Genomic DNA, 22798 nt, shown 5'->3' on the forward strand with positions numbered 1-22798 from the left:
CGTGCTGCGTGCGAGTGTCGATGTGGCAGGGCGGCGACGTCTTCCACAGGCGGCAGGGGGAAGGCAGCTGGGTTACCATCTGCGCTCTGGTACGGCTGGGGCGGTTCGGAGATTGGCCGTCGCGGGCGATGGGGATGCCGTCTCGCTCGAGCTTACCAGGCATACACAACTATATCGGGGTAGCCGAAATAATGACTCGTTCCAACTCTCTCGCAGCAGGCCTTTGGGCCGCCCTTGCGTTGACGCTGTCGGCTTCGACCGCGTTCGCGCACGGTGATTTGAAGCCGCGCTTCGTCGCGGTCGGTGGTGTGGACAGTGGCGACTGCACGGACGCAAGCGCACCTTGTGGCTCCATCATGTACGCCATCAAGAACGCCAGTAAGGGCGACTTCGTGGCGCTCTCTAAGGGCACTTACGAGTTCGATCCGAAGGAAGCGATCCTCCTGGTCAGCGATGTGGTGCCTGTCGTCGGCGGCTACCGCCAAGCGGATGGGTTCCTCAATCGCGACGTCGCCAGTCCCGACACCTACGTGATCGGTGCACCGGCGCGTATGCGCGAGCGACTCGCCGAGCGCGGTATCTCGCTGATCGCCGACCGCAAGGGCCTGTCGCCTAAGTTCTCGAAGTTCGAAGCGCAGATAAACGCCGTGGCCAACGCGCCGGCACGCGTGGACTGCGTGGGCGGTCGCGTCGGCCCCTTCGAGTGCGACAACATCAACCTGCTCGGCCTCAAGCAGCTCAGCACCTTCAGCACCAATCCGAGCGCGGCCAACGATATCTGGGGATTCGTTGATCTAAACAACGGTCGTGAGTACGCCTTGATCGGCCTGCGCAACGCGATGGCAGTGGTGGACATCACCCGTCCCCGGCGCCCGCGTGAGGTGGGCAGCATCTCCGGCGCCAGCACGACCTGGCGTGACATCAAGGTGGTACAGTCCTTCGACGAGAACGAAGGCCGCTGGAAGGGCTACGCTTACGTCGTGTCCGACGCGACCAGCGATGGTCTGCAGATCATCGACCTGTCCGGCCTGCCCTTCAGCATCTCGCTGGCGAACACCTACCGCGAGTTCAACAGCGCCCACAACATCTACATCAGCAACGTGGACTACACCACGGGCGAGATCTTCGAAGGTCAGACACCCTACGCGTACATCCTCGGCTCCAACCGCAACGGTGGGGCTTTCCGCGCGCTGGATCTGAGCGATCCCGTGAACCCCGTGGAAGTGACGCCGCCGCCGGCCGGATCGCGCTACGTGCACGACGCGTCGAGCATCACCCTGCAGGGTGAGGACGCTCAGCGCTGTGGCCCCGGCCGCACCGTGTGCGAGGTGTTTATCGACTACAACGAGAGCACCGTCGATCTGTGGGACACCACGGACAAGGCCAACCCGGTGCTGCTCAGCCAGACCTCCTATCCGCAGGTGGGCTACACGCACTCCGGGTGGTGGTCGAAGAATGCGGACTTCGTGCTGATTCAGGACGAACTCGATGAGAGCTTCTTCGGTCTGAACACCACCCTGCGTATCCTCGATATCCGCGATCTCACCAACCCGACCCTAGCCGGCGAGTGGGTGGGTCCGACCCGAGCCATCGATCACAACGGCTTCGTGAAGGGCGATCGCTACTACATGTCCAACTACCGTCGTGGGCTGACGATCCTCGATATCAGCAATCCCGCTGAGCCCACCGAGATCGGCTTCTTCGACACGTTCCCGGACAGTGACAGCGCGTCCTTCAATGGCGCCTGGGGCGTGTACCCCTACCTGCCGAGCGGCCGTCTGATCGTGAGCGATATCGAACGCGGTCTGGTGATCCTGCGTGAGGCCGATGGTGGCGATGGCGCGATTGGCGGCAAGCCGGTGTCTATCGGCAATTGATCCACGCACCAGGACCGTCGTCGACCCTCAAGGAGGTCTTCACCGTCCTGGACGTGGCTGGCGCTGCAGCCTCGGCACTGAGGCTGCAGCGCTTACCCCGCTGCGATGGCCAGCGGGTGCTTACCCTTCCGGGCTACGGTTTTGACGACCTATCGCTGCTTGCCCTGCGCATGCAGCTACGGGCACTAGGCGCCGATGCGAGCGGTTGGGGGCTCGGCATAAACCTCGGTCAGGTGGGCAAGCTGCTACCGCGGTTGGGTGCTCGCGTGCGCGAGCTGGCAGCCGCGGCACAGTCGCCTGTCTCGCTGATCGGCTGGAGTCTCGGTGGCTACCTGGCGCGCGAGGTGGCACGCGATCAGCCAGAGCTGATCAGCCGCGTAATCACCCTGGGCAGTCCCCTGCGTGGTGGTCCCCGATACACGGTGGTCCGCAGCGTGTATGAGCGCCTGGGCTACGATCTCGAGCAATTGGACGCGCAGATTCAGGCGCGTCAGCAGCAGCGCGCCTTAGCGGTGCCGGTCACCGCGGTCTACTCCAAACGTGATGGCATCGTCGCCTGGCGGGCCTGCATCGATGAGGTGGAGCCGGTGACGGAGCACGTAGCTGTCAAGGCCACTCACCTCGGCCTGTGCTACGCACCGGCGGTGCTGGAGGTGGTCGCCGAGCGGCTGGCTGCCGATCTTGAGAACGAATTCGTCGCCGTCCCTGCGACCAATGCTCAGGCGGCGCAACCCTCTGCTTCCGACTGAGCAGCCTCCGGCGCGCGCTCGTTCGTGCGCCCCAAATGACAAGCGAGTAGCGCACGATGGCAACTTACGTGGTGAGCGGATGCAATCGAGGTATAGGCTTGGAATTGTGCCGGCAGCTGCGGACACGCAATGAACGCGTAATCGGCCTATGTCGCCATGCTTCGAGCGCCCTCGTGAACTTGGGCGTGGAGGTGGTCGAGTCCATCGACGTAACCGAGGATGCGGCGATGTCTACCCTGCGCAAGGCGCTCCGCGGTGTGCAGATCGATGTCTTGATCAACAATGCAGGAGTGCTGTCGCGAGAGTCCCTAGACGATCTGGGCTGGGATCGTATGCGCCTGCAGTTCGAGGTGAATACGCTCGGGCCTTTGCGGGTGACGCACGCGCTCTTGGAGCAACTGCAACGAGGCGCGAAGGTCGCTATCGTGACCAGCCGGATGGGTTCGATTAGCGAGAGTTCCGGCAGCTACTACGGCTATCGTATGTCGAAGGCGGCCGTGAACATGGCCGGGGCCAGTCTGGCCGCTGACCTTCGTTCACGGGAAATCGCGGTAGCGCTCCTGCATCCCGGCATGGTGGCCACGGAGATGACGGGCTACCAGGGCATCGCGCCGGAGGAAGCCGCTGGCGGCATGCTCGAGCGCCTCGACGGCCTGACGTTGGCGTCTAGCGGGCGGTTCTGGCACGCCAAGGGCGAATTACTGGACTGGTAAACGCCTCCGCGCCGCCTCGCTCGCAGTCCGCCGGCGAGCTACGGGCCGGCGCTGCCGCGAGTGGAAATTTGTGACGTAGGCGCGTGCCCCGTTCTGGATCCAAGTTGCTGTTAGTTCAGTAAAAGACCCCATTTACATGGCTTTCGTAGCGCCCCCCAGTGGCATGTGCATGGTGTCGGGCGCTAATCCCCGGTTGCACATAAGAAAGTCGAAGGTTGACGGCGCCCCGCCCGCCTTAGGATGCTAGGGAAAAGGACACGCAGGAAGCGATCATGGATCGGGTCGGCATCAGGGCGCTGGTCGCCGCAGCGAGCTGCCTGCCCAGCGCCACCTTGGCGCTGGGACTGGGCAACATCGAGGTCAACTCGCGGCTCAACCAGCGGCTGGACGCGCGGATTGAGCTAGTCGGGGCGACCGCTGCAGATCTCGAGCAGCTCACCGCCGCGCTCGCCTCCAGAGAGGTGTTCGCCTCCCAGGGCGTGGACTACCCGTCCTCCTTCGCCACCATCGACATCCAGGCCCGTCGAGACGTGCGCGGGCGCGCCATCCTGCACCTCACGTCCCGCCAGAGTATCGTCGAGCCGATCGCTACCTTGGTGGTGCAAGCGGACTGGCGCCGCGGCCGCATGCAGCGGGCCTACACCATCCTGCTGGATCCCCCCGGCTTGGGGAGCGAGCGGACCCCAGCGCCGCCGTTAACGGCGGGCGTCACCCCGAGCGCCGTGGTCGCAGCGCCCCGCCGCGACCCCGTGACCGTACCCCCTGCAGCAACCGCCCTACAGATGACTCGAGAGCCGGTGCGCGCGGCCTCTTCGCGTGAGCCGATCGAACCCGGGATCGAGTACGGGCCCGTCGCGCGCGGTGAGTCCCTGTGGAAGATCGCCGTGCGGGTGCGCGGTGACGGCGTCAGCCTCGAACAGACCATGGAATCCATCTACCTAGCGAACCCACAAGCCTTTGCGGGCAGCATGGATCGCTTAGGGGCGGGCGCACTGCTGCGCATCCCCGCGGCTGTCGCCACCAGCAAGGCCCAGGCCGCCGCCAAGCCGCAAACGCCGGCGGGGACCACCCGGTCCTCCGTCGCGAGCCCCGCTGAGCAGGAAGCGTTGTTCGACTCAGCTCAAGGCCAGCTGGCCGCGCCAGCGACGTCGCCGAGTGACGGGCTGCTCTCAGCCGTAAGCCGCCAGATCGCGAGCACACGTGCCAGCAACGCGGAGCTGAACGAGGAAATCGACGCACTCAACTCTCGCTTTGCTTCCACCGCCGCGCTTCTACAGCGGCGCGAGGCCGAACTCGATCGGCTGCGTGGGGAACTCTCGAGCCTGCAACAAGATCGCGTAGGCCAGGCGCCAGGCCAGCTGGGGATCGAGTCGGCCACCGCGTCTCGAACCGTGCCATCGCTCGTTGACGCGGCCGAGGCCGCTGCCATCGAGTCAACGTTGCCCGACTCAGCCCCGTCGAGTCTTCGCGGGAGTCTGCTGAGCGGCGTCGCCGGTGCTGCACTGTGGTTCACCTTGGGAGCGCTGGCGGTCGGCCTCACGCGTTTGCGACGCCGACCTGCTGTAGAGACCGCTTCGGCGGTCGGCGATCGGATGCGGGCAACGCAAGTCACTCCCACCGAGGTAGCGACGGCCGCGGCGCTGGAGGTGGGTCCGATGCCGATCGAGAACGATACGGTCGCCCCCCCAGCGTTGTCCCTGCCGGCGTCCGCCGAGGGCCGGGTCCCGCACGCTGCGCAGCCAGCACAGCACGGGCTGCAAAGCGTGGAGGAGGAAGGCCCGGTCGATGCGGTGGCCGAAGCCGACATCCTGCTGGCTTACGGTCTGCACACTCAGGCGAGCGACCTGGTGCAAGCAGCGCTGGTACGTGAACCTCGCAGCTTGTCACTCAAGGCCAAGCTGCTAGAGGTCTACTTTGCGGCGAACAAGCCCAACGACTTTGCCCAGGCAGCGCGGGCGTACCAAGCGTCCCTTCGCGAGCACGCAACCTTCTGGCGCGGCGCACTGGCGATGGGGCGGCAGCTGTGTCCGCGGGAGGCCCTGTTCGCCACCGGCTCCACGACAGGGCGCGCGTCCGTCGAGGCGCCGACGGCGGATCCCTTTGTGGACTTCGACCTTGGCGAGCCGGACGAATTGCCTCTCAGCGACGACTTCCCCACGGTGCGGGCGAAGATCGTAAGTGACGAAGAAGTCGCTGCGGCCCAGCTGGCTGCGGCGAGCCAGGCCAGCGAAGACGAAGAAGCGACCGCTCGGGTGGAAGGGCCGGAATTTGCGATTGACGGGCTCGATACCTTGCCCGAGGAGCAGATCGCCGACCCGACGATCCGTTCGCGCACCTTGGCGGTGGACACCGTTACCCTGGCGGCCGAGGTGGCCGCCGCACAACAGGCCAGCGACAGCACCGACACGTCCATTTCCTCAACGGACATCCTGCACGGTGTAGATGATCCGTTGCGGGGAATTCCCGCCGAACAGGCCTTCGGTGCGACCGCCGATGAGGAAACCGTGCGCGTCGAGCGTGCCGCGTCGACGGACGCGACGACCCTGCGCATCACCATGGACAGGCTCGCTCGCGGTGTTGTCGAAGAAACCTACGACTCGCGGCGAGCCGACCCACGCGCGGCCTCAGACGGCGCCTCGAACGACACGCGCCCGAAACGGGCCTCTAGCGAGTAGAGAGCGCCCGCGCGGCGTGCTCGCCGGCTTAGGAGCCTCGCTCGAGCAGGTTCTTAAGATTGGTGAGGCCGCGCTCGTAGTCTCGCCCGATCGCCCCTTCCAAGACGAATGCGCCCATGTAGCGCTGCAAGATGTCACCGTCGAAGTCCATGTCGAGGTGCCAGATCACCCGCGTGCCGCCGCTCGGACTCGGGGCCAGTTCCAGCTCGGCCATGGCCGTTTGGTTGTAGCCGAACTGTAGGCGCAGGCGCACGCGGTCGTTCGGCTCACTAGCCACGATCACCTGCGAGCCGGACCCCACCTGGGGGCTTTGGCTGGCCCAACTCATGGCGGCGCCCACGCCCTGGCGTGGGCCTTGGTACTCGTAGCGCGTGTTCGGATCGAGCTCGGCCCAGGGCGACCAGCGGTTGAAGGCGCGCATGTCGTTCACCACGTTGAAGACGGCGGCTTCGCTGGCCGCGACGTCGATACTGCGGGTCACTCGTTTGTCATCCGGCAGCACCAACGCACCAACGGCGTAAATACCAACGGCAAGCAACATCACCAACGTGGTGATGCGAACGGTCCAGTTCAGCATGCGTCCTCCCAAACTCTCGCAAGCTCGCGGCAGCGCAGCGTAGACGTTCTGCGACAGCCGGCCCTCGGGTCCGTTAAGAACCCATTCAGATGGGTTCAGGCAGCGTTCAGCGTGCCAGCGGTAGCGTCTTTTCTCCAGTCACCCACTGCCGAGCGACGGAGCCAAGACCATGCCCCAACCATCCTCACCGCACACCCCGGATACCCCGCCCGGGCGACCACTTCGCAAGGGAACCGTCCTGTCGGTCGTGTCCCTGACCGCCTGCGTACTGCTCGGTGGCGTTGCCCGATCTGCCGATGGGACCGCGCCCACCATCCGTCTGTTCCCCACCACTGTGATCGAGGAGATTCGCCTGACCGGGCAGGTGGCCGAGCAAATGGAGTCCGGTCTGCAGGGGGTGATCGCTCGCCTTGAAGAGCAGGAGGCGCTCTACCGCGAGGCGCGCTGCGAAGGTGCTGAGGGAGATCCCGGTTGCAGCAGCATTGCCCGCAATCTCGGTGCTACATACCTAGAGATGCTGAACGTCATGGAGACCCAGCTGCCCGAGATGGAGCGAGCGGTGAATGCGACGCGCGTGGGTCTGGAGAAGCGGCTGCGCAACGAGCTGGGGCACAAGCTATCACCCTGGGCCTTGCAGGACACGCTGCTCGGTGGTGACGGAAGCGGAAAGGCCAATACGCGTGAGCGTCCTGCCATGCGCGGCAAGTCCGGCCTGCGCCTCTCCCAGCGGTTCCGCCAATACCATCAACTCGTTGCGACCAGCACGGGTGGCGCCGACGACTCCCTCGCGGTGGTTGCTGCTGACATCTACCTGGACATGCAGGAGGCCAGCGTGCTGATCGCCCAGACCCGCCAGGAAATCGCGCGCGCGACCTTGCTGGAGCAGCTAAATCAGTCCTTCGGCCAGATCACTCCCGAGATGCAGCAGGTGGTCGGCGGCGTCAAGGCCATCCTGTTTGGCGAACAGGACGCCGAGCCCATCCCCGGACCGCGCCCGAGCGGCGATGACGCCCCTTGGCGCAGTCCCCTCGAAATGTAGTCTCCAGGAGATCAAACCGATGAAATTCAATAACCTATCTTCTCTCGGCCGCGCCGCCGTGCTACTCGGTGCCCTGGCCGCTCTTGGCGGCTGCATGACAACCCCCGAGCCCCAGGTCTGCAGCATGCCTGGTACCCGCGATTTGGACGCAGCAATCGCCTTTACGAAGGATCAACTGGATGCCGGCTGTGAGGCGAGCTTCGACGCCTATCTCGACCACCTGCTCGCCATCGCTGAGGGTGATCCAGGCGCCGACAACAAGCGTCAGTTCAGCAGCTTCCTGATGTGGTCAGCAGACAACGGCGTGCTCAGTCGGCGCCAGGCCGAGCAGCTGTACAACCGCTACTTCAACATCAAGTTTGTATCGCTCTTAGGCGACTACAACAACTGCGCTTATACCTGCCCGCGCCAGGACGTGTTCATGGACGCCCTGCAGGATGAGCTGACCGACAAGGAGCGCGGCCTGCTCAAGGTTAGTGCTGACCGGGACTCGTACTACCGTGCAGATCGCCTGGCGCAGCAGGCGGAGCTGGTCATTGCGGCCACCTGTGAGGCCTGCGAGGGCGGCGCACCGTGAACGACGTCGGCCCCAGCGCCGCGCACGGCACCCCCTCAGGAGCGGAAGGCGCGGCGTTTCGCGACGGCCTGCTCTTCGGCGTGTTCGTGGCGCTGGTGAGCGCGGTGACCACCGCCTACCTGCTGCACGGCACCGCGTGGCTGACCCTGACCCGCGAGCCCGCGTCTGCGGTGCTGGGGTGGTTGGAGCGTAACCTCGGCAGCTCGGTGCCGGTCTTCGCCGCGCTGTCGCTCCTGTTCGCCGCCACTCTCGTGCGCCTTCGGCGCGTGCTCGCGGACCAGCCGCAAGATGTGGATGCAATTGCCCAGGCGGACCATCTGAGCGATCTGTGGACTAGCTTGTTCTTCGGCACCGGTGTGATCTGGACCGCCATCGGTATGCGCGGGGCGCTCCTGTTCGCCCTCGGAGACCCGGACGAGATCACCAGCGCCGGCGCCTTCGCGGTGCTGCAACGAATGGTCGATGGGGGGATTCTCTTGGCCCTCTCCAGCACGATCGTCGGCGGCGTCGGCGGTTACCTGTTGCGCACGGCGAAGACGCTGCTGTTCGGGCATGCCTTGAAGCAGGCCTACGCGGGCCAGGCGCGGCGCTCTGCGGAACACGTGCAAACGACCCTCGGCAACATCGAGCGCAAGCTGCGAGAGGGTAGGGCTTCGAGGGATCCTTCGCCTGCATCCGCGCCCGCTCGCCAAGCTCTGGCTGCGACGCAAGGGGAGTAGGCGACGATGCTACCCTGGCATTCCTACCCTTACCCGACTTCAGGCACCGAAGGTGGTGGCGGGGCCGAGGACCTGCAGACAGATGTCATGCGGTTCATGGCGATGTTAGGGCTTTGCCTAGTGGCGATCTTCGCTCTGGTGCAGTCCTTGCCGGCGACGCCGGTGGCCAGCGAAACGCTGCCGGAGGCAGGGTCGCCTGCCGTAGGGAGCGCTCAGGTGGCGAGGCCTGCGCCGCTGCCGGTGACGCGACCTAAGCGCGAAGTGGAGCGTCCCTCGCAGGTGTCGACTCCCGAGCCGCCGCCTACGCCCGATGCGGCCGCGATCTCGCCACCTGTCGCGAAGCTCGCGGCGAATGGGCCGATGGCACCGCCCTCCGCCCCACCCCTTGCCCCGGCTGATGTGCTGACCGCGACGCCGCCTCCCCTCAAGGCTCCGCTCGTGCCGGCGCACTCCCCGGCGCCACCCGCCCGTCTGGCGCAACCATCTCCCGCGCAGTCACCGATCACAGAGGAGCTCACGCCACCGCCGAGTGTTGCGCCGTCGGCGCCTGCGCCTATGCCGACCGCGCCGTCGCCGCCGCCCAGTACGCCGGCGTTCACCTTGCGCTTTGTCGACGCCTCGGCGCTGCTCGCTCTGGTCCAGCGCGAGGCCGTGAGCCTGTTCGCCGTGGACGGGCGAGGCACCAGCAGGCTCTCTGCTGCACGGGGACGCTACGCCTTCGAAATCACCCCTGCCCCTTCGCAGATGCACGAGATGGACCCGGCCAGCGTGCCGGCCCAGGTGCGCTCAGCGTATGCCCGCACCCGCGGGCAAAGTGCCGACGCCGTGCGCCGGTGGGGGGTCGTGCTGCCGACGAGCACGCGCCGTGCGATCGACGAACTGCTGCGAGACCCGCGCGGTGGAGAGCTGCAGATCTCGGCGGACGGTCAGGTGCGCTTGGTACCCGATCGATCTGTCCGGCCTGTGCCCGCCTACCCATCTATTCCATTAGTAAGAGGAGCTTCCTGATGGTCCGGTTCAGTCATCGACACAAACGACCCTCACGATCCGCAGTTCGGGTCGCACCCAAGGGCAATCGCCTGCCCCTGGCCGTGGCGCTGGCACTAGGGCTCCTTCTGTTGCTAGGGGCGGCATCGTCGGTACTTGCTCAAGAGCCGCGCACTGCGCTCATGACCTGGTTGACCCAGGATCTTGAGCCAACGCTAAGTCAGCGGTTCACGGAGCATCCACGTTTGCGCGGGCAGGCCGTGCAGGTGCTGGCCATGCGGGGAACGCAAGCCCGCGTTCGCAGCGATGCGCTCACCGAATCCATCGTCCGGCACCTGGGCAAGGCCCTCGCCGATCAGGCGGGTACGCGAGTCGTGCCAGTGGGAGCAGCGCCCTCGGCGCAGGCGTGTATGGCGCAGGCGGCGGTCGAGTATCGGATCGGCGTTGACGTGCGTGCACTTGGTGGCGAAGTACAGGTGGATGTGCGTGTGTTCGATGTGACCGAGGGCACCTGGGTGGGGGGCTTCGGTGGCAGCTGGAGCGGTGCGCTCACCGCGCGAGAGCGCAACGCTCAGGAGCGCGAGATGGTGGCCGAGTCCGCCCGCGGCGCGCGCGAGTTACCCTTTCAGGTCGGTCAGGCAGATCTGGTCGCCAAGGATCTCGCCGCACAGATCGACTGCATCATGGCTGGCGCCCGCCAGCGTGAACCTCGAGGGGCAGCCCTTTACTTGGCACCGGCCGCGCAGCTCGATCCCCATCTGCAGAAGGCGGGCCTGCTCCTGATGCACGCGCTGCGTGCAAACCACGGCTGGCATCAGGTCACCACGATCGATGAGGCCGATCTTCTTCTGGAGTTGCACACGCAGGGGCTCGACCAGGATCTGAGCGTGTTTTGGGTGACCTTGAGTCGGGCGTCCGCGCAAGCGGCGCGCGAGCGCCGTGAGGGTCTCGTGGCGAGTGCTAGCACCTATGTGAACGGTGAGGACAGGCAAACCCGTGTCGCCGGGCGCACCGTTCGGTTGCCGAGGCCAGAGCCGGTTGCGACGCCTGCGCAAGCAGCACCGCCTGCAGTGGTCAGCGCGCCCACGGCGACGACCTTGTTGTCGCGCCCTCGCATGGTGATGCGACGCTCCCCGCGGGCTTGCGCCCAGGCCGCTGGCGCTAGGGCGGGGCGTGAGCTCAAGGAAACGTGTGCGGTCGTGGAGGTGGCGGTGACGCGACCCGCCACCGTCTTCTGGCTGTGGCAACCGGCGAGTTGCCGACTGCAACCAAGTCCAGGGGGTGTCCTGCCGCGGGTGGTCAGTCGTCGAGCGAATGGTGCGGATACCCTGACTGCGCGGTTGCAGTCGACGGATGGCACTGCCTACGACAGCGTCTACGTCATCGCGGTTGACGCGCGCACGGATGCCGAGCGAGTGCGGGAGGTTCTCGAGCGCCATCCGGGAGGGAGTGGCTGCGATGCGCCGCAATGGGAACGCGACTTACGGCGCTGGGCCTTGGCCCTGGAATCCACCCTGCTGCGCCTTGGTGATGGAGCGGACTGGCAGGCGGTGCGCGCGCCGCGCCTGCCTACGCGGATGGTAAGTTCGGAGGCGCAGAGATGACAGTTCCAAGCCATACGGGCCGCTTCTGGCGTGGCGCAGGCGTCGGCGTAGTCTTGGGTCTGACGGCCGTCGTCGGTCTTGGCTGGTGGCTTGCTAGCGAACCGCAGACCGGTGGGCCGCCACCCGCGGTCACCCCCTTGGCGCCATCGCCCCCCGCCTCGCCGACGCCGATGCCAAGCTTCGCTCCGCCGGTCGAACGGCTGGCCGACCAGGACGCGCAGCCACCAGCAGCGTCGCAAGAGGCGGTCGCGATCGAACAGATGGCGGCCAGCGCGGCGGCGATGAGCCGAAGCGATGTCGTCGAAGCGCAAGAGCTCTCTGAAGAGGCGGTGGCGAGAGAGACGCCATCGGTCGTCGACGCCGCAGATAGGCGAGCGCTCGAAGTGGCTGAGGAACCCATCGAGCGGGATGCCCTACGTCTTCGTGATCGGTTCGACTCCTTGAGTGACGCGCTGCTTACGGAGGAGCAATCGCAAGTGACAGCAATATTGATTGATCCGATAGGTGGCGATCTTCTCGCGAGCGCGGAGGCATTGAGCGACCCGCCGCCTTCCTCAGGGCAGTGGATCGATGTCTGGCAGCCCTTCACCAGTCCGGTCTCAGCGCGAGGTTTCGCCGATCGTTTAGAGTTGTTGACGGGTTTTACCTATCGTGTGCAGCGTCGCCCTGGCGATGGGTTGCATCAGGTAGCGGTGCTGCCGGTGCCTGGCTATGCGCCCGAACAGATGTTGCGGCAAATCGCCGATCGCAGCGGCCTGGCGATGGCGTCGCCGTGATGCATCCACCGACCGCGCTCGCACGTGCCCTTGGCGCGTTTACGTCCCTAGCCGGGATGTTGCTGATGGCATCGGCTCACGCGCTTACCTCGGATCAGGCCTGGCAGCAGTTTTTGGCAGACGAGACGCGACATCTGCCCGCCTCTGGTTACCCTTACCAGCATTGCTTCGCCGAGTCGGCCCGACGCTACGACTTACCCGAGGCTCTGCTGCTGGCTGTAGGTCGCGGTGAGAGCGCCCTGGATCCTCTCGCAAGATCCCATGCCAACGCCTATGGGCTGATGCAGATTCAGTGGCCGGGGACAGCCAAGCACCTTGGGATCCACAGCGTACGCACGCTGCTCAACCCATGCCGCAACGTGGATGCGGGGGCGCGTTACTTAAGGGAACTTCTAGGCCGCTACGGAAGCTTGGAGCGGGCACTGGCCGCCTACAACGTGGGTCCAGGTCGAGTGTCTGAGCGAGCTGACGTGCCCCTTCCTGGTGCCGGTCATCGCTACAGCCAGTACATCTACCGGCAGCTGGCAAAGGGTGGAGACCGCGCTTCGCCGCCGCCGTTGAAGGCCGGGAAGGCGCCGGCATCGCCAACCGCGCCTACGGCGCGGGCCTATCCGCAAACCCACCATCTGGTTGTGTTCGATAGTCCTGTCCGTGCGCATTCACTCGCCCATGCCCTGTCGCGACGCTATCCACAGCTGGATGTTTCCGCGCAACGTCTCGATGCTCGTAACTTCGCCGTCACGGTGGTGTTGGCGAGTGAGGCGACCTCGCGCGCTAGCCGCGAGGCCCTGCGCCGTGCGGGCTTCGAGTTGCCTTGAGCAGATCGATCTACGGAGGACCACGTCCATGCTTGCGCTTAGCCACCGCCACTCTCTCCCCCTAGCGTTGACGATGGTGTTCGCGGTGCTGCTGGGGGCACCCGCGAGCGCGGACAATCGGTACCGCGTGGGTGAACGCTACGATCCCCCGCCGCGCGTGTACTACGACTACGCTCCCGTAGTCGACGTCAGGGCGCTGCGCGAGCAAGTGCCGGTGCCCGCCGCTTGCTTGCCTTCGACGCAAGCCGATGAGGCGACCTTACCGAACCTAGGGGTCGTGCGAGAGTTCGCGGCGTCGATTGCGAGCGCCATCGTGCAGGAAGCAGAGGCTCAGGCAGACGCGCGCGAGCAGGCGCGTGAGCGCCGTCACAGATGTGAGCGCGAGCGTGTGGAGCCGCGGATCACCGCCTACGAGGTGACGTACCGCTATCGGGGCGAGCAGTACCGCCGGGTGATGACGCGCGACCCGGGCGACGAGGTGCGCGTGCGCGTGGAAGTGCGCACGCACTAACGCTAGATGTCCTCGTCGTAGACGGCGGTCGGGGCAGGACCCGCAGGCGCCTGGGGCACGTTCACCCGATTGGGGGCCGCTCGGCGCTGTAGGAAGGGTGCCAACTCGCGCACATCGTTGATGAGCACGGGCTCGGCAGCTCCACCCTCCGGCGGCGGCTCGTCCGTCGGCAGCGTCAGGGTCATCAGGCCGCCCTCCACCTTGCCTACCACGCTGCCGAGCCGCTCGACCACCTCTGACATGTCGTCTTCCGCGTCCTTGTTGCGATCGATGAGCACGTCCACGCGCCGGTTGGCGGCCCGGCCGTCGCGCGTGTCGTTGGTCTCTACTGGTTCCGTATCGGCGTGGCCGACCACGAGCAATCGCGCCGGCTCGAGCACACTGTTGCCCAGCATCTCCTGGGTGACCGAGACGGCCCTGGACGCCGACAGCTCCCAGTTGGAGCGGAAGCGGGCAGTGGCGATCGGCACGTTGTCCGTATGACCTTCGACGCTGACCTGTCCCGACAGCTCGGCGAGCAGATCGCGGATACGATGAATGACAGGGACGAAGTCCTGCTTGAGATCCGCCGAGCCACTATCGAAGGAAGCCTTCTCCTGGATGTGGATGGTGATCGTGTCCTTATCCCATTCGAGCTCCAGTTCGCCGTCCTTGAGCTGCTGTTCCAGAGCCTCGACCACCTTCGCCACATCCTCGAAGTCCGCTCCCTGCTTCTCGAGCCACTTCAGGGAATTCTTGTTGGTTTGGATGGTGAACTGGCGAACGGATTTGATCGGCGTCGGTTCGGGCTTACCTGGACGGAACTCTCGCGCGATGATGCTGGTGCCGCGAGGCATGACGCGGGTCTCCACATCGGCCTGGACGCCGAAGGCGTTCTTGATCTCGCCGGCGAGCTCCTTGAATTTGTTGATGTCCATCTCCGAGAACGCCAGTAGGAGCACGAAGAAGCTCATCAGCAGTGTACTGAGATCGGCAAAGGTGGACATCCACAGCGGTGCGCCCGGTTCGCATTCGCACTCTTCGCCGGTGTCCTCATCCCCATCCATCGGTTCTTCCTCGCCCTAGTCCTTGCTGCCGCGCTGCTTTACGGGCAGGTAGTTCTCGAGCATGCCCTCGATGACGCGCGGGTTTTGGCCATCCTGAATGGCGATTAGCGCGTCGATGATGAGGGACTTCGAGTGCTTCTCTTCCTTCGAGCGCAGGATGAGCTTGTCGGCGATGGGGAAGGCCACCACGTTGGCGAGCACGGCCCCGTACAGGGTGGTGAGCAGGGCGACGGCCATGGCGGGACCGATTTGCTTCGGGTCGTCCATGTTGGAGAGCATCTGCACCAGGCCGATTAGGGTGCCGATCATGCCCATGGCGGGGGCGACGTCGCCGATGGCCTTGAACACGGCTTGCCCTTGGGAGTGGCGATCCACCGTGAGGGCAAGGTCCTTATTGAGGAGCGTCTTCACCGTCGCAGCGTCGTGGCCGTCGACCAGGTAGCCGATTCCCTTCTTCATGAAGTCGTCGGGAATCTCAGCGCTCTCCAGTGCCAGCAGACCACCCTGACGCGACATCTGGGCCAGCTCCACGGCCTTGTCGACGAGTGCTCTGGGCTCGCTGACCTTCACCATGATCGCCTTCATCGCCACGCCAGCGGCGGCGAGGAATTGGCCGATGGTGAACTTCGACAGCGCCACCATCAACGTGCCGCCGAATACGACCAGGATGGAAGGTGGGTTAATAAAGACGAGTGCGGAGCCGCCCAGCATGACGGCGAGTGCCATGACTGCAAAAGCCCCGACGAAGCCTACTATGGTGGCGAGATCCAACCCAGTCCCCCAAAAATTCGAGTGAGAACGACTGCTAGCTTAGTCGGCGGGGGGGACACGGACTTGACGGACGGCTCGCAGAAGTGAGACGGCGCGCTGTCAGGTGATGGCAGCTTTGCGAGCCTGTTCCCGTTCGAAGGTGGTTAGCGGCGGGGGAGTTGCCCGATCGTGCTGGAGAGGGCTCCGTCCGGGCCGTAGACCGGAGTGGGTGTCTCCTCGCCGGCAGCGGCGTGGAGTAAGAGGAGCGTCTGCTCGGCGCGATTGCGCAGGCGAGTGCTCAGCAGCCCGTTGCGCTCGTTCAGTTCCTTGCACTCTAATGTGAGCGCTTGCAAGGCCCGCCAACTCCCGGCGAGGGTGCCGTCTTGGTCTAAGGTGCGAAGATGAGCCTCCAGCCCCTCGGGGGTCGGCAAACCTTCGCCCGCTTGGTCGGCTAGGCGTTTGCGGGGATCCGCCTCGTGGAGGCGAGCAATGCAGTCACGCTTGCTTTCCAGCGCGCTGTCTAAGGCGTTTTGATCGCGCTGCTCGAGGGCTCTGCGTTCGGTGCGCAGCGTAGCCTTCAGTGCATCGGTCAGGGCAGCGCACTCGCGCAGACAGCGGCCAGCGAAGGACCGCGGGCTGTCGGGGTTGGGTGTTTCGGGCATTGCCATGCCGTCGACTAGTTCCGGTACAGCAGCGAGGCGATGCCACCTTCGGCGGCGAGCAGCTTCTCGGCGACGCGTTCGGCATCGATGCGGTACTCCCCGTTAGCCAGGGCCGTACGCACTTGCTCGACGCGCGCCGCATTGACCGCCGGCGATGCAGCGATCTGCTCGTCCAGCGCCTGCAACAGGGCGGCGTCCTCGGTAAGGGACACGGTCTCGGTGGTCGCTAGCGTGGACCGTGATGTCGCACCGGTGCCGGTGTTAGTGGATCGGGCGCTACGGTCGGGACCGATGATCCCCGGGTAGCTGCCGCTGGCGCCGCTGCTGCTGGGGCCCGTGATCTTGTCCGTCACCTCAGTCTCCAATAGCTTGTGGTGGGTAAGGGCATCATCCGACCGAGGAGCGCCACACTGGCGGCGATCCCCCGTCCTGTGACCTGGTTATCGGCAGGGGTCGCGCCGACTTTAGGGATTCTGTGAAGCGCGTCCGTGCAAAGGTCGCAAATTCGACAAAAACGGCACTGTAGGCGGCGCCCGTTGTCATTCCAGCAGCACCTCCACCACCTTGGCGCTGCGAATCACCCCCTCGACGACGACCTGGGATCGCAAGTTACGCACCCTGATGAGCTCCCCTCGGCTGCCATCCTCTAGCGCCTCACCGGGCATGCCCACGGCGACACCGCTCGAACTCGCCTTCAAGAGAACCTCTTGCCCCGCCACGATGTCGTGGCTGTGCCCGACGTTGCTAGGGGTGACCACCGCGCCGGCGGCAACCGGACGCAAGGTGGGTCGGCCGACAAGCTCCTCGTGGCGATGGAACCAGCCGTAGGGAAGCTGATCGATGCGCCGCTCCTCGAGGTAGAGATCCTCGCCCAACAGCCGCTGCCCACGGGCCAGGGGACGTCTGGCGATGATGACCTCCGCGTAGGTTTCCAAAGCCACTCTTATATACGCGGTCCACACGACCGGTGCCTCGCACTGGAGAGAGACCGTTCGGTAGGCGCCGGGACGTCGGCCAGGGTCGCGTATGGCTGCGGTGGGTGTCTCAGCGCAAGCCTGCAGCTTCAGGCGTGGATCGAGTCGCTGTGCCCTCACCACACGACGGTACCCATCGCTCGGTTGGGCGGCCCTCACTGTTCGCTCAGCTATCGCGCTGAGTGCCTCTAAGGGTTGCCAGTGGGTCGGCGGCGTCGTGGCTCCGGCGGCGGGTGTCAGCAGCATGGCGCCGACGCCGATCAGTGCCCAGAGCCGAATTGCTATCCCCATGGTCCTTCTCCGCGCGTAAGCCCTGATTCTTAAAAGGGCTAAGGTAATGGTCTATCGTTACACTGGACATGCCTGAGGTCACGTCCGGTCTACCAGGTAGATGCAAAGCGCGTGCCTATCAAATCTCTGCGCTTTCAGCCCACAGGCAGGGCGATCGCAGGCGTACCCCAGCGCCGCTCGTGGGCAAACCCTTGCCGCCCGTTGCCGCCCGACGGCAAGTCTCGTGTGCTTGCTAGGCACCCGTTGCCGTGCTCCCTGCGGGCTGGTTCACATCGCCCGTGAGCGCTGGTTCACAGGCCGCCCGCTCAGCGGTGAACTCCAGGACTGGCACGCAAGTTGCTCCTATCCCATGGGAGCGAAGCCGTGAGTCGCTCATTCAGCACTTGCCCGGAGGCACACGTGATATTTGATTTGGACAACTACCTGGGGCTCCACGCTCAAGCCATGAAGGTTCGCACCGACCGATCAAAGCTGCTAGCTGCCAATATCGCAAACGCAGATACGCCAAACTTCCAGGCGCGCGACGTGGATTTCCGGGAAGTGATGCGCAGCTACTTGGACGGCAACCAGCAGGGTACGCGCCTGAACCGAACGCGGGCCGGCCACTTCAGCGAGCCGACAGTGACTCGCAGCGGTGGCGAGGTGTCCTACCGAGTGCCCATGCAGCCAAGCCTTGACGGTAACACGGTGGAACCAGATATCGAGATCGCGGCCTTCGCCGAGAACTCCCTGCGCTACCAGGCCACCCTGCGCTTCCTTAGCGGGCGTATCACCGGTCTGCGCGATGCGATTACCGGAGGTCGCTGAGCATGTTCAACATCTTTGATGTGACCGGCAGCGCGATGGCTGCCCAGTCCGTGCGCATGAACGTGACCGCGAGCAACATCGCGAACGCGGAATCCGCGGGCAATTCGCCCAATGCTACCTACCACGCCAGATCACCGGTCTTCGCCACCATTCTTGACCAGAATTCGCGGGCTCGAGGCGGTGTTCAGGTGCGCGGCGTGGTGGAGGACTTATCGCCCGGGCCGCGGCGCTTTGAGCCTACCAATCCGATGGCGGACGAGGAGGGCTACGTCTACCTCAGTAACGTGGACGTGATCGCAGAGATGGTCAACATGATGTCCGCCTCTCGCACCTACCAGAACAGCATCGAGGTGCTGAATACCTCGAAAGAGATGATGTCCCGCACCCTGACCATCGGCCAGTAAGCGCGATCCCATAGGAGCCTTATTCGAATCATGATCATCTCAGATCCCCTAGCCCCGTCCTTCGATGTACCACCGTCGACACAGAACCCCTCGGGTATCGACGATGCGGAAGACAGCTTCCTGACCCTAATGCTCACGCAGCTGCAGAATCAGAACCCCGTGGAGCCGATGGACAACGGTGAGTTCCTAAGTCAGCTTGCATCCTTCGAGACCGCCTCGGGCATCCGCGACCTAGAGGACTCCTTCGCGGAGCTTGCCGACGCGCTCGCCGCGAATCAGACCCTGCAGAGCGCCTCGCTGGTTGGACGCGATGTGATCGCTGAGACGGACGCCGTCGTACTAGAGGAGGGCGGCACAGTCTCCGGCCGGGTACCCCTCGAGGGCTCCGTGGATGACCTGACGGTCGAGATCACTGACCCGGGAGGCGCGGTGATTCGCCGTCTGTCCCTTGGCGCCCAAGCGGGCTTGACTGACTTCACCTGGGACGGGCGCGATGAGGCCGGCGCACCCATGCCCGCGGGCACCTATCGGGTGAACGCCATCGGCACTGCGGATGAGGAGACCTTCAGCGCACCGCTCGAGATAGCGACTCGGGTCGACAGCGTGTTGCTCGGTGGTTTGGGCGGTGAGGTGGAACTCGCCCTTGCCAACGGCGACAAGGTGGCCGTCTCCCAGGTGAAGGAAATCAGCTGAATTGGGTTCGCGGGCAACCCGGCGGCGCTAGCGCAGCGACCCGACCCGCGAACCATCTAGTCAAGAAGAGGAAACTTCCATGTCATTTCAGATTGCACTCAGTGGTATCAACGCTGCCTCATCCGACCTCAGCGTCATTGCTAATAACATCGCCAACTCCGCCACTCTCGGCTTCAAGGAGTCGCGCCTAGAGTTCTCCGAGCTGGTCACAAAGGGCGTACAGCAGGCCGCGGAGACGCAGCAGTTCGGCTCCGGCACGATCGAGTTCACCGGCAACAACTTCGATATGGCGATCTCCGGAGAGGGCTTTTTCACCCTCGAGGACGAGGGCTCTCTCGTGTACTCGCGGTCCGGTGCCTTCGGGGTAGACAACGAAGGGTTCGTCGTCAACAGCTTCGGCCAACGGCTGCAGGTGTTTCCCGAAGCGGGACGTGGCGTGTTCGACATCGGCAACCTCGTCGACCTGCGTTTGGCTGTGGGCGAAGCACCCCCGCGCGCTACGACCGGCGGGGATATCGGTTTGAATCTGCCCGCCTCGGCAGGAGTGCCGGTGTCCCCCGTCTTCGATCCCCTCGATGTAGACAGCTTCAACAACTCCGCATCCACCACCGTGTTCGACTCCCTGGGTGCGCCTCATGTTGCCACCTTCTACTTCGTGAAGGGCGCCAGCAGCGGAGAATGGGCGACCCACCTCACGATCGACGGGGACGTCGTTGGCGGCCCCCAGTCCCTGCAATTTGATAGTGAAGGTCAGCTTCAAGCACCAGCTAACGGAGTCCTTGATTTTCCCCCGTATGCAATCGCGAGCGGTGCGAACGATCTCGATCTGAGCTTCGATTTCGACGCCAGCACCCAGTTTGGTGATGCTTTCACCATCACGCAGGTGTTCCAGGATGGCTTTGGCGTGGGTTTGCTCACCGGTATCGACACCGATACCAGCGGCGTCGTGTCTGCTCGCTTTAGCAACGGCACCACCCAGGCGCTTGGACAGATCGCCCTGAGCTCCTTTACCAATCCTCAGGGCTTGCGGGTGGATGGCGACAACACCTGGGTCGACACCACAGCCTCTGGCGAAGCGGTGCGCGGAGTGGCCGGATCGAGTCGCTTTGGTCTGGTTCAGTCCGGGGCTTTGGAGCAATCCAATGTGGATCTAACCACGCAGCTGGTGGACATGATCATCTCCCAGCAGTTCTTTCAGGCGAACGCCCAGATGATCTCGACCCAGGACGAGATCCAGCAGACCATTATCAACCTCTAAGGGGCCTGACCGATGGATCGTTTCCTCTACGTCGGCATGAACGGCGCCCGCCAGCTGATGATGGCGCAGGCCGTCAATGCGAACAATCTCGCTAATGCCTCCACTACAGGCTTTCGCGCAGATCTCCACGGCTTCCAGGCGCAGGAGAATCAGGGCTTCGGCTTCCATAGTCGCATCAACCCCTCGGCGACCTCCCAGAGCATCGATCTCTCTTACGGTTCCCTGCGAGAGACCGGTCGTCGCCTCGACGTGGCCCTGGCCGGGGATGGGTTTTTCGTGATGCAAGACCCGAGTGGGGCGGAGGGCCTCACGCGCAACGGCCAGTTCAGCATCGGACCTGGCGGCCTGCTCTCCACTAGCAACGGTGGTCTCGTCCTGGGCGAAGGTGGACCGATTTCCATCCCCCCTGGCGGGCAACCCTTTATCGAACCCGACGGCTCCGTGCTCGTCAGTCAGGATGGAGGCGCTGGTGCCGCGGTCGGACGCCTGCGCCTGGTCAATCCACCTGCCGCGTCGCTCTACCGTCGCGAGGACGGATTGCTGAACTCCTCCGAGGCCTTTGAGAACGACCCCGAGGTGCGTGTGCGTTCCGGCGCCCTCGAGCAGAGCAACGTCAACCCGGTGCACGAGATGGTGCGCATGATCGAGCTCTCGCGTCTGTGGGAGATGAATGTCAAGACCATGACCGCAGCGGAGGACAACGCGCGTGCCGCTGCCTCCGTCGCCGCCTTCGTACGATGATCTCGGGAGACGACTAGCATGACGCCAGCACTATGGGCCGCGCAAACGGGGCTCGATGCGCAGCAAACGCGCATGAGCAACATCGCCAACAACCTATCAAACTCCTCCACCACTGGCTTCAAGACCGGTCGGGTCGCCTTTGAAGACCTGCTCTACCAGAACATCAAACAGGTGGGCGGCTTGTCGTCGCAGCAAACCGAGCTGCCCTCAGGTCTCATGCTGGGCAGCGGCGTGCGGGTTGTGGCCACCCAAAAGATGTTCTTGCAGGGTCCCATACAGCCCACCGGTAACCCTCTCGACGTGGCGATCGAAGGGCAGGGGTTCTTCTCCGTACAGCTGCCCGACGGCACCCAGGCCTTCACCCGAGACGGCGCCTTTCAGCGAAACGCCAACGGCGACATGGTGACCTCTAGTGGCTACCTCCTAGATCCGCCCGTGAATATCCCTGAAGACGCGGTCTCCGTCACGATCGGCATCGACGGTACGGTCTCCGTGCAGCTGCAAGGCCAGCCGGCAGCGGTAAACCAGGGCAACATCCAAGTCACCACCTTTGCCAATCCGTCGGGGCTCATGCCGCGAGGAGAGAATCTCTTCGTGGAATCGGCAGCGTCCGGCGCTGCCACGCCTGCCGTACCAGGGCAGGCGGGCGCTGGGCAGCTGCGAGCCCAGGCCGTGGAAGGCTCGAACGTGAACGTCGTCGAGGAGCTGGTGAGCATGATCGAGACCCAGCGTGCCTACGAGATCAACTCACGCGTGATCTCTGCCAACGATCAGATGCTTCAGTTCCTGAGCAACAACCTCTAATGGGATATCGCCTAGCAACGCCTATAGAAAGAGGAGTGACCATGAGTGATCGGTGGCAACGATGGGGGCGCCCCACAAGCGCAGCGCTGCTCGGCGTGCCGCTGGCAGGTCTGATGGGTTGCGCTAGTACGAGCTCAGACGGAATGCCGCCCTGGCCCTCGGCGCCGCCGACGCAAATCGTCGCGCCGGCGGTGGCCGAGTCCGGCGCCATCTACACCTCTGGGCAGGACATTCGCTTTTTCGAGGACGTGAAGGCACGTCGCGTCGGCGACATGATCACGATCACCCTCGCGGAGCGTACCGATGCACGGAAATCGGCGAGTACCGCCACTAGCCGCGAGAGTGAGCTTGAGATTCCCGCACCCACAATCGCCGGCGGACCGGTGCCTCGTAACGGCACGCAGTTGCTCCAGAACGACGTGGATAGCTCGCGCGCGTTCTCTGGCTCCGGCGATTCATCTCAGAGCAACAGCTTGAACGGTAGTATCACGGTGACCGTAGTCGGCGTCACGCCGACTGGCAATCTGCTCGTGCACGGCGAGAAGTGGATTGAGATCAACCAAGGTTCCGAGCTGCTTCGAATCAGCGGACTGGTGCGCCCCGCGGACATTCAAACGGACAACTCCGTCGACTCCTTCCGTGTGGCCAACGCTCGAATCACCTATAGCGGGCGCGGTGCCGTCGCGCGGGCCAACACCCAGGGCTGGCTCGGACGCTTGTTCGACTCGCCCATCTTCCCCCTGTGA

Annotated in this window: 25 protein-coding genes; 19 read left to right on the plus strand and 6 right to left on the minus strand. The window is 64.7% G+C overall.

Annotation, left to right across the window (positions count from 1 at the left end; all coding sequences use genetic code 11):
• Positions 1–191: 191 nt before the first annotated feature.
• The 4 genes from AAGA68_18575 to AAGA68_18590 all read left to right on the plus strand — a co-directional run bounded on the left by AAGA68_18575 (position 192) and on the right by AAGA68_18590 (position 6014).
• Entirely contained in the window at positions 192–1877 is a 1686-nt protein-coding gene (locus tag AAGA68_18575; protein MEM9387074.1) for a choice-of-anchor B family protein, read from the plus strand.
• Positions 1874–2626, plus strand: coding sequence for an alpha/beta hydrolase (locus tag AAGA68_18580; protein MEM9387075.1), 753 nt, complete (start codon positions 1874–1876; stop codon positions 2624–2626). Before AAGA68_18575 ends, AAGA68_18580 begins: the two co-directional genes overlap by 4 nt.
• A 56-nt stretch (positions 2627–2682) precedes the next feature.
• Entirely contained in the window at positions 2683–3339 is a 657-nt protein-coding gene (locus AAGA68_18585) for an SDR family oxidoreductase (protein ID MEM9387076.1), read from the plus strand.
• A 272-nt stretch (positions 3340–3611) separates the two neighbouring features.
• Positions 3612–6014 (plus strand): FimV/HubP family polar landmark protein, encoded by a 2403-nt coding sequence (locus AAGA68_18590; GenBank protein ID MEM9387077.1) that lies wholly within the window; start codon positions 3612–3614, stop codon positions 6012–6014.
• A 28-nt stretch (positions 6015–6042) separates the two neighbouring features.
• On the opposite strand, the gene AAGA68_18595 is transcribed toward AAGA68_18590, so the two are convergent.
• Positions 6043–6591, minus strand: a complete 549-nt coding sequence (locus AAGA68_18595) for an SRPBCC family protein (GenBank protein ID MEM9387078.1) — start codon at positions 6589–6591, stop codon at positions 6043–6045.
• Positions 6592–6760: 169 nt separating this feature from the next.
• Here AAGA68_18595 and AAGA68_18600 point away from each other — a divergent pair, with 169 nt between their 5' ends.
• Genes AAGA68_18600 through AAGA68_18635 form a run of 8 tightly spaced genes read left to right on the plus strand, consistent with a single transcriptional unit; the run spans position 6761 to position 13622 of the window.
• A complete protein-coding gene (locus AAGA68_18600; protein MEM9387079.1) occupies positions 6761–7630 on the plus strand; it encodes a hypothetical protein in 870 nt (289 codons plus the stop codon).
• A gap of 19 nt (positions 7631–7649) precedes the next feature.
• Positions 7650–8207 carry a hypothetical protein gene (locus AAGA68_18605; GenBank protein ID MEM9387080.1) on the plus strand — a complete coding sequence of 186 codons (558 nt, stop codon included), beginning with the start codon at positions 7650–7652 and terminating at the stop codon, positions 8205–8207.
• Positions 8204–8926 (plus strand): hypothetical protein, encoded by a 723-nt coding sequence (locus AAGA68_18610; GenBank protein MEM9387081.1) that lies wholly within the window; start codon positions 8204–8206, stop codon positions 8924–8926. Before AAGA68_18605 ends, AAGA68_18610 begins: the two co-directional genes overlap by 4 nt.
• Positions 8927–8932: 6 nt before the next feature.
• Positions 8933–9934 carry a hypothetical protein gene (locus AAGA68_18615; GenBank protein ID MEM9387082.1) on the plus strand — a complete coding sequence of 334 codons (1002 nt, stop codon included), beginning with the start codon at positions 8933–8935 and terminating at the stop codon, positions 9932–9934.
• A complete protein-coding gene (locus AAGA68_18620; GenBank protein ID MEM9387083.1) occupies positions 9934–11517 on the plus strand; it encodes a hypothetical protein in 1584 nt (527 codons plus the stop codon). Before AAGA68_18615 ends, AAGA68_18620 begins: the two co-directional genes overlap by 1 nt.
• Positions 11514–12293 (plus strand): hypothetical protein, encoded by a 780-nt coding sequence (locus AAGA68_18625; protein MEM9387084.1) that lies wholly within the window; start codon positions 11514–11516, stop codon positions 12291–12293. Before AAGA68_18620 ends, AAGA68_18625 begins: the two co-directional genes overlap by 4 nt.
• Complete coding sequence (locus tag AAGA68_18630) at positions 12293–13111, plus strand: transglycosylase SLT domain-containing protein (GenBank protein MEM9387085.1); 819 nt, start codon at positions 12293–12295, stop codon at positions 13109–13111. The genes AAGA68_18625 and AAGA68_18630 overlap by 1 nt, the downstream gene beginning before the upstream one ends.
• A gap of 28 nt (positions 13112–13139) precedes the next feature.
• Positions 13140–13622: a hypothetical protein gene (locus tag AAGA68_18635; GenBank protein MEM9387086.1), complete on the plus strand. Its 483-nt coding sequence runs from the start codon at positions 13140–13142 to the stop codon at positions 13620–13622.
• A gap of 2 nt (positions 13623–13624) precedes the next feature.
• Here the strand turns inward: AAGA68_18635 and AAGA68_18640 are convergent, their stop codons facing one another.
• The 5 genes from AAGA68_18640 to flgA all read right to left on the minus strand — a co-directional run bounded on the left by AAGA68_18640 (position 13625) and on the right by flgA (position 17345).
• Positions 13625–14668 (minus strand): flagellar motor protein MotB, encoded by a 1044-nt coding sequence (locus tag AAGA68_18640; protein MEM9387087.1) that lies wholly within the window; start codon positions 14666–14668, stop codon positions 13625–13627.
• A 15-nt stretch (positions 14669–14683) separates the two neighbouring features.
• The gene (pomA, locus tag AAGA68_18645) at positions 14684–15439 is read right to left on the minus strand and encodes a flagellar motor protein PomA (GenBank protein ID MEM9387088.1); all 756 of its coding nucleotides are present in this window, start codon (positions 15437–15439) and stop codon (positions 14684–14686) included.
• A gap of 143 nt (positions 15440–15582) precedes the next feature.
• Positions 15583–16086: a flagellar protein FlgN gene (locus AAGA68_18650; protein MEM9387089.1), complete on the minus strand. Its 504-nt coding sequence runs from the start codon at positions 16084–16086 to the stop codon at positions 15583–15585.
• A gap of 8 nt (positions 16087–16094) precedes the next feature.
• On the minus strand, positions 16095–16433 hold the full coding sequence (gene flgM / locus AAGA68_18655; protein ID MEM9387090.1) for a flagellar biosynthesis anti-sigma factor FlgM: 339 nt from the start codon (positions 16431–16433) through the stop codon (positions 16095–16097).
• 186 nt (positions 16434–16619) lie between these two features.
• On the minus strand, positions 16620–17345 hold the full coding sequence (flgA, locus tag AAGA68_18660) for a flagellar basal body P-ring formation chaperone FlgA (protein MEM9387091.1): 726 nt from the start codon (positions 17343–17345) through the stop codon (positions 16620–16622).
• A 399-nt stretch (positions 17346–17744) separates the two neighbouring features.
• Between flgA and flgB the strand changes: the two genes are divergently transcribed.
• The 7 genes from flgB to flgH all read left to right on the plus strand — a co-directional run bounded on the left by flgB (position 17745) and on the right by flgH (position 22798).
• Positions 17745–18152, plus strand: a complete 408-nt coding sequence (gene flgB, locus AAGA68_18665) for a flagellar basal body rod protein FlgB (GenBank protein ID MEM9387092.1) — start codon at positions 17745–17747, stop codon at positions 18150–18152.
• Positions 18153–18154: 2 nt separating this feature from the next.
• Positions 18155–18556: a flagellar basal body rod protein FlgC gene (gene flgC, locus AAGA68_18670; GenBank protein ID MEM9387093.1), complete on the plus strand. Its 402-nt coding sequence runs from the start codon at positions 18155–18157 to the stop codon at positions 18554–18556.
• Between the two features lie 30 nt (positions 18557–18586).
• Positions 18587–19249 (plus strand): flagellar hook assembly protein FlgD, encoded by a 663-nt coding sequence (locus AAGA68_18675; protein MEM9387094.1) that lies wholly within the window; start codon positions 18587–18589, stop codon positions 19247–19249.
• 79 nt (positions 19250–19328) lie between these two features.
• The gene (gene flgE, locus AAGA68_18680) at positions 19329–20507 is read left to right on the plus strand and encodes a flagellar hook protein FlgE (protein ID MEM9387095.1); all 1179 of its coding nucleotides are present in this window, start codon (positions 19329–19331) and stop codon (positions 20505–20507) included.
• Between the two features lie 12 nt (positions 20508–20519).
• Positions 20520–21248 (plus strand): flagellar basal body rod protein FlgF, encoded by a 729-nt coding sequence (gene flgF, locus AAGA68_18685; GenBank protein MEM9387096.1) that lies wholly within the window; start codon positions 20520–20522, stop codon positions 21246–21248.
• An 18-nt stretch (positions 21249–21266) separates the two neighbouring features.
• The gene (gene flgG / locus AAGA68_18690; protein ID MEM9387097.1) at positions 21267–22052 is read left to right on the plus strand and encodes a flagellar basal-body rod protein FlgG; all 786 of its coding nucleotides are present in this window, start codon (positions 21267–21269) and stop codon (positions 22050–22052) included.
• Positions 22053–22093: 41 nt separating this feature from the next.
• A complete protein-coding gene (gene flgH / locus AAGA68_18695; GenBank protein ID MEM9387098.1) occupies positions 22094–22798 on the plus strand; it encodes a flagellar basal body L-ring protein FlgH in 705 nt (234 codons plus the stop codon).

It is taken from the genome of Pseudomonadota bacterium (assembly GCA_039193195.1).
GTDB lineage: Bacteria > Pseudomonadota > Gammaproteobacteria > Steroidobacterales > JBCBZW01 > JBCBZW01.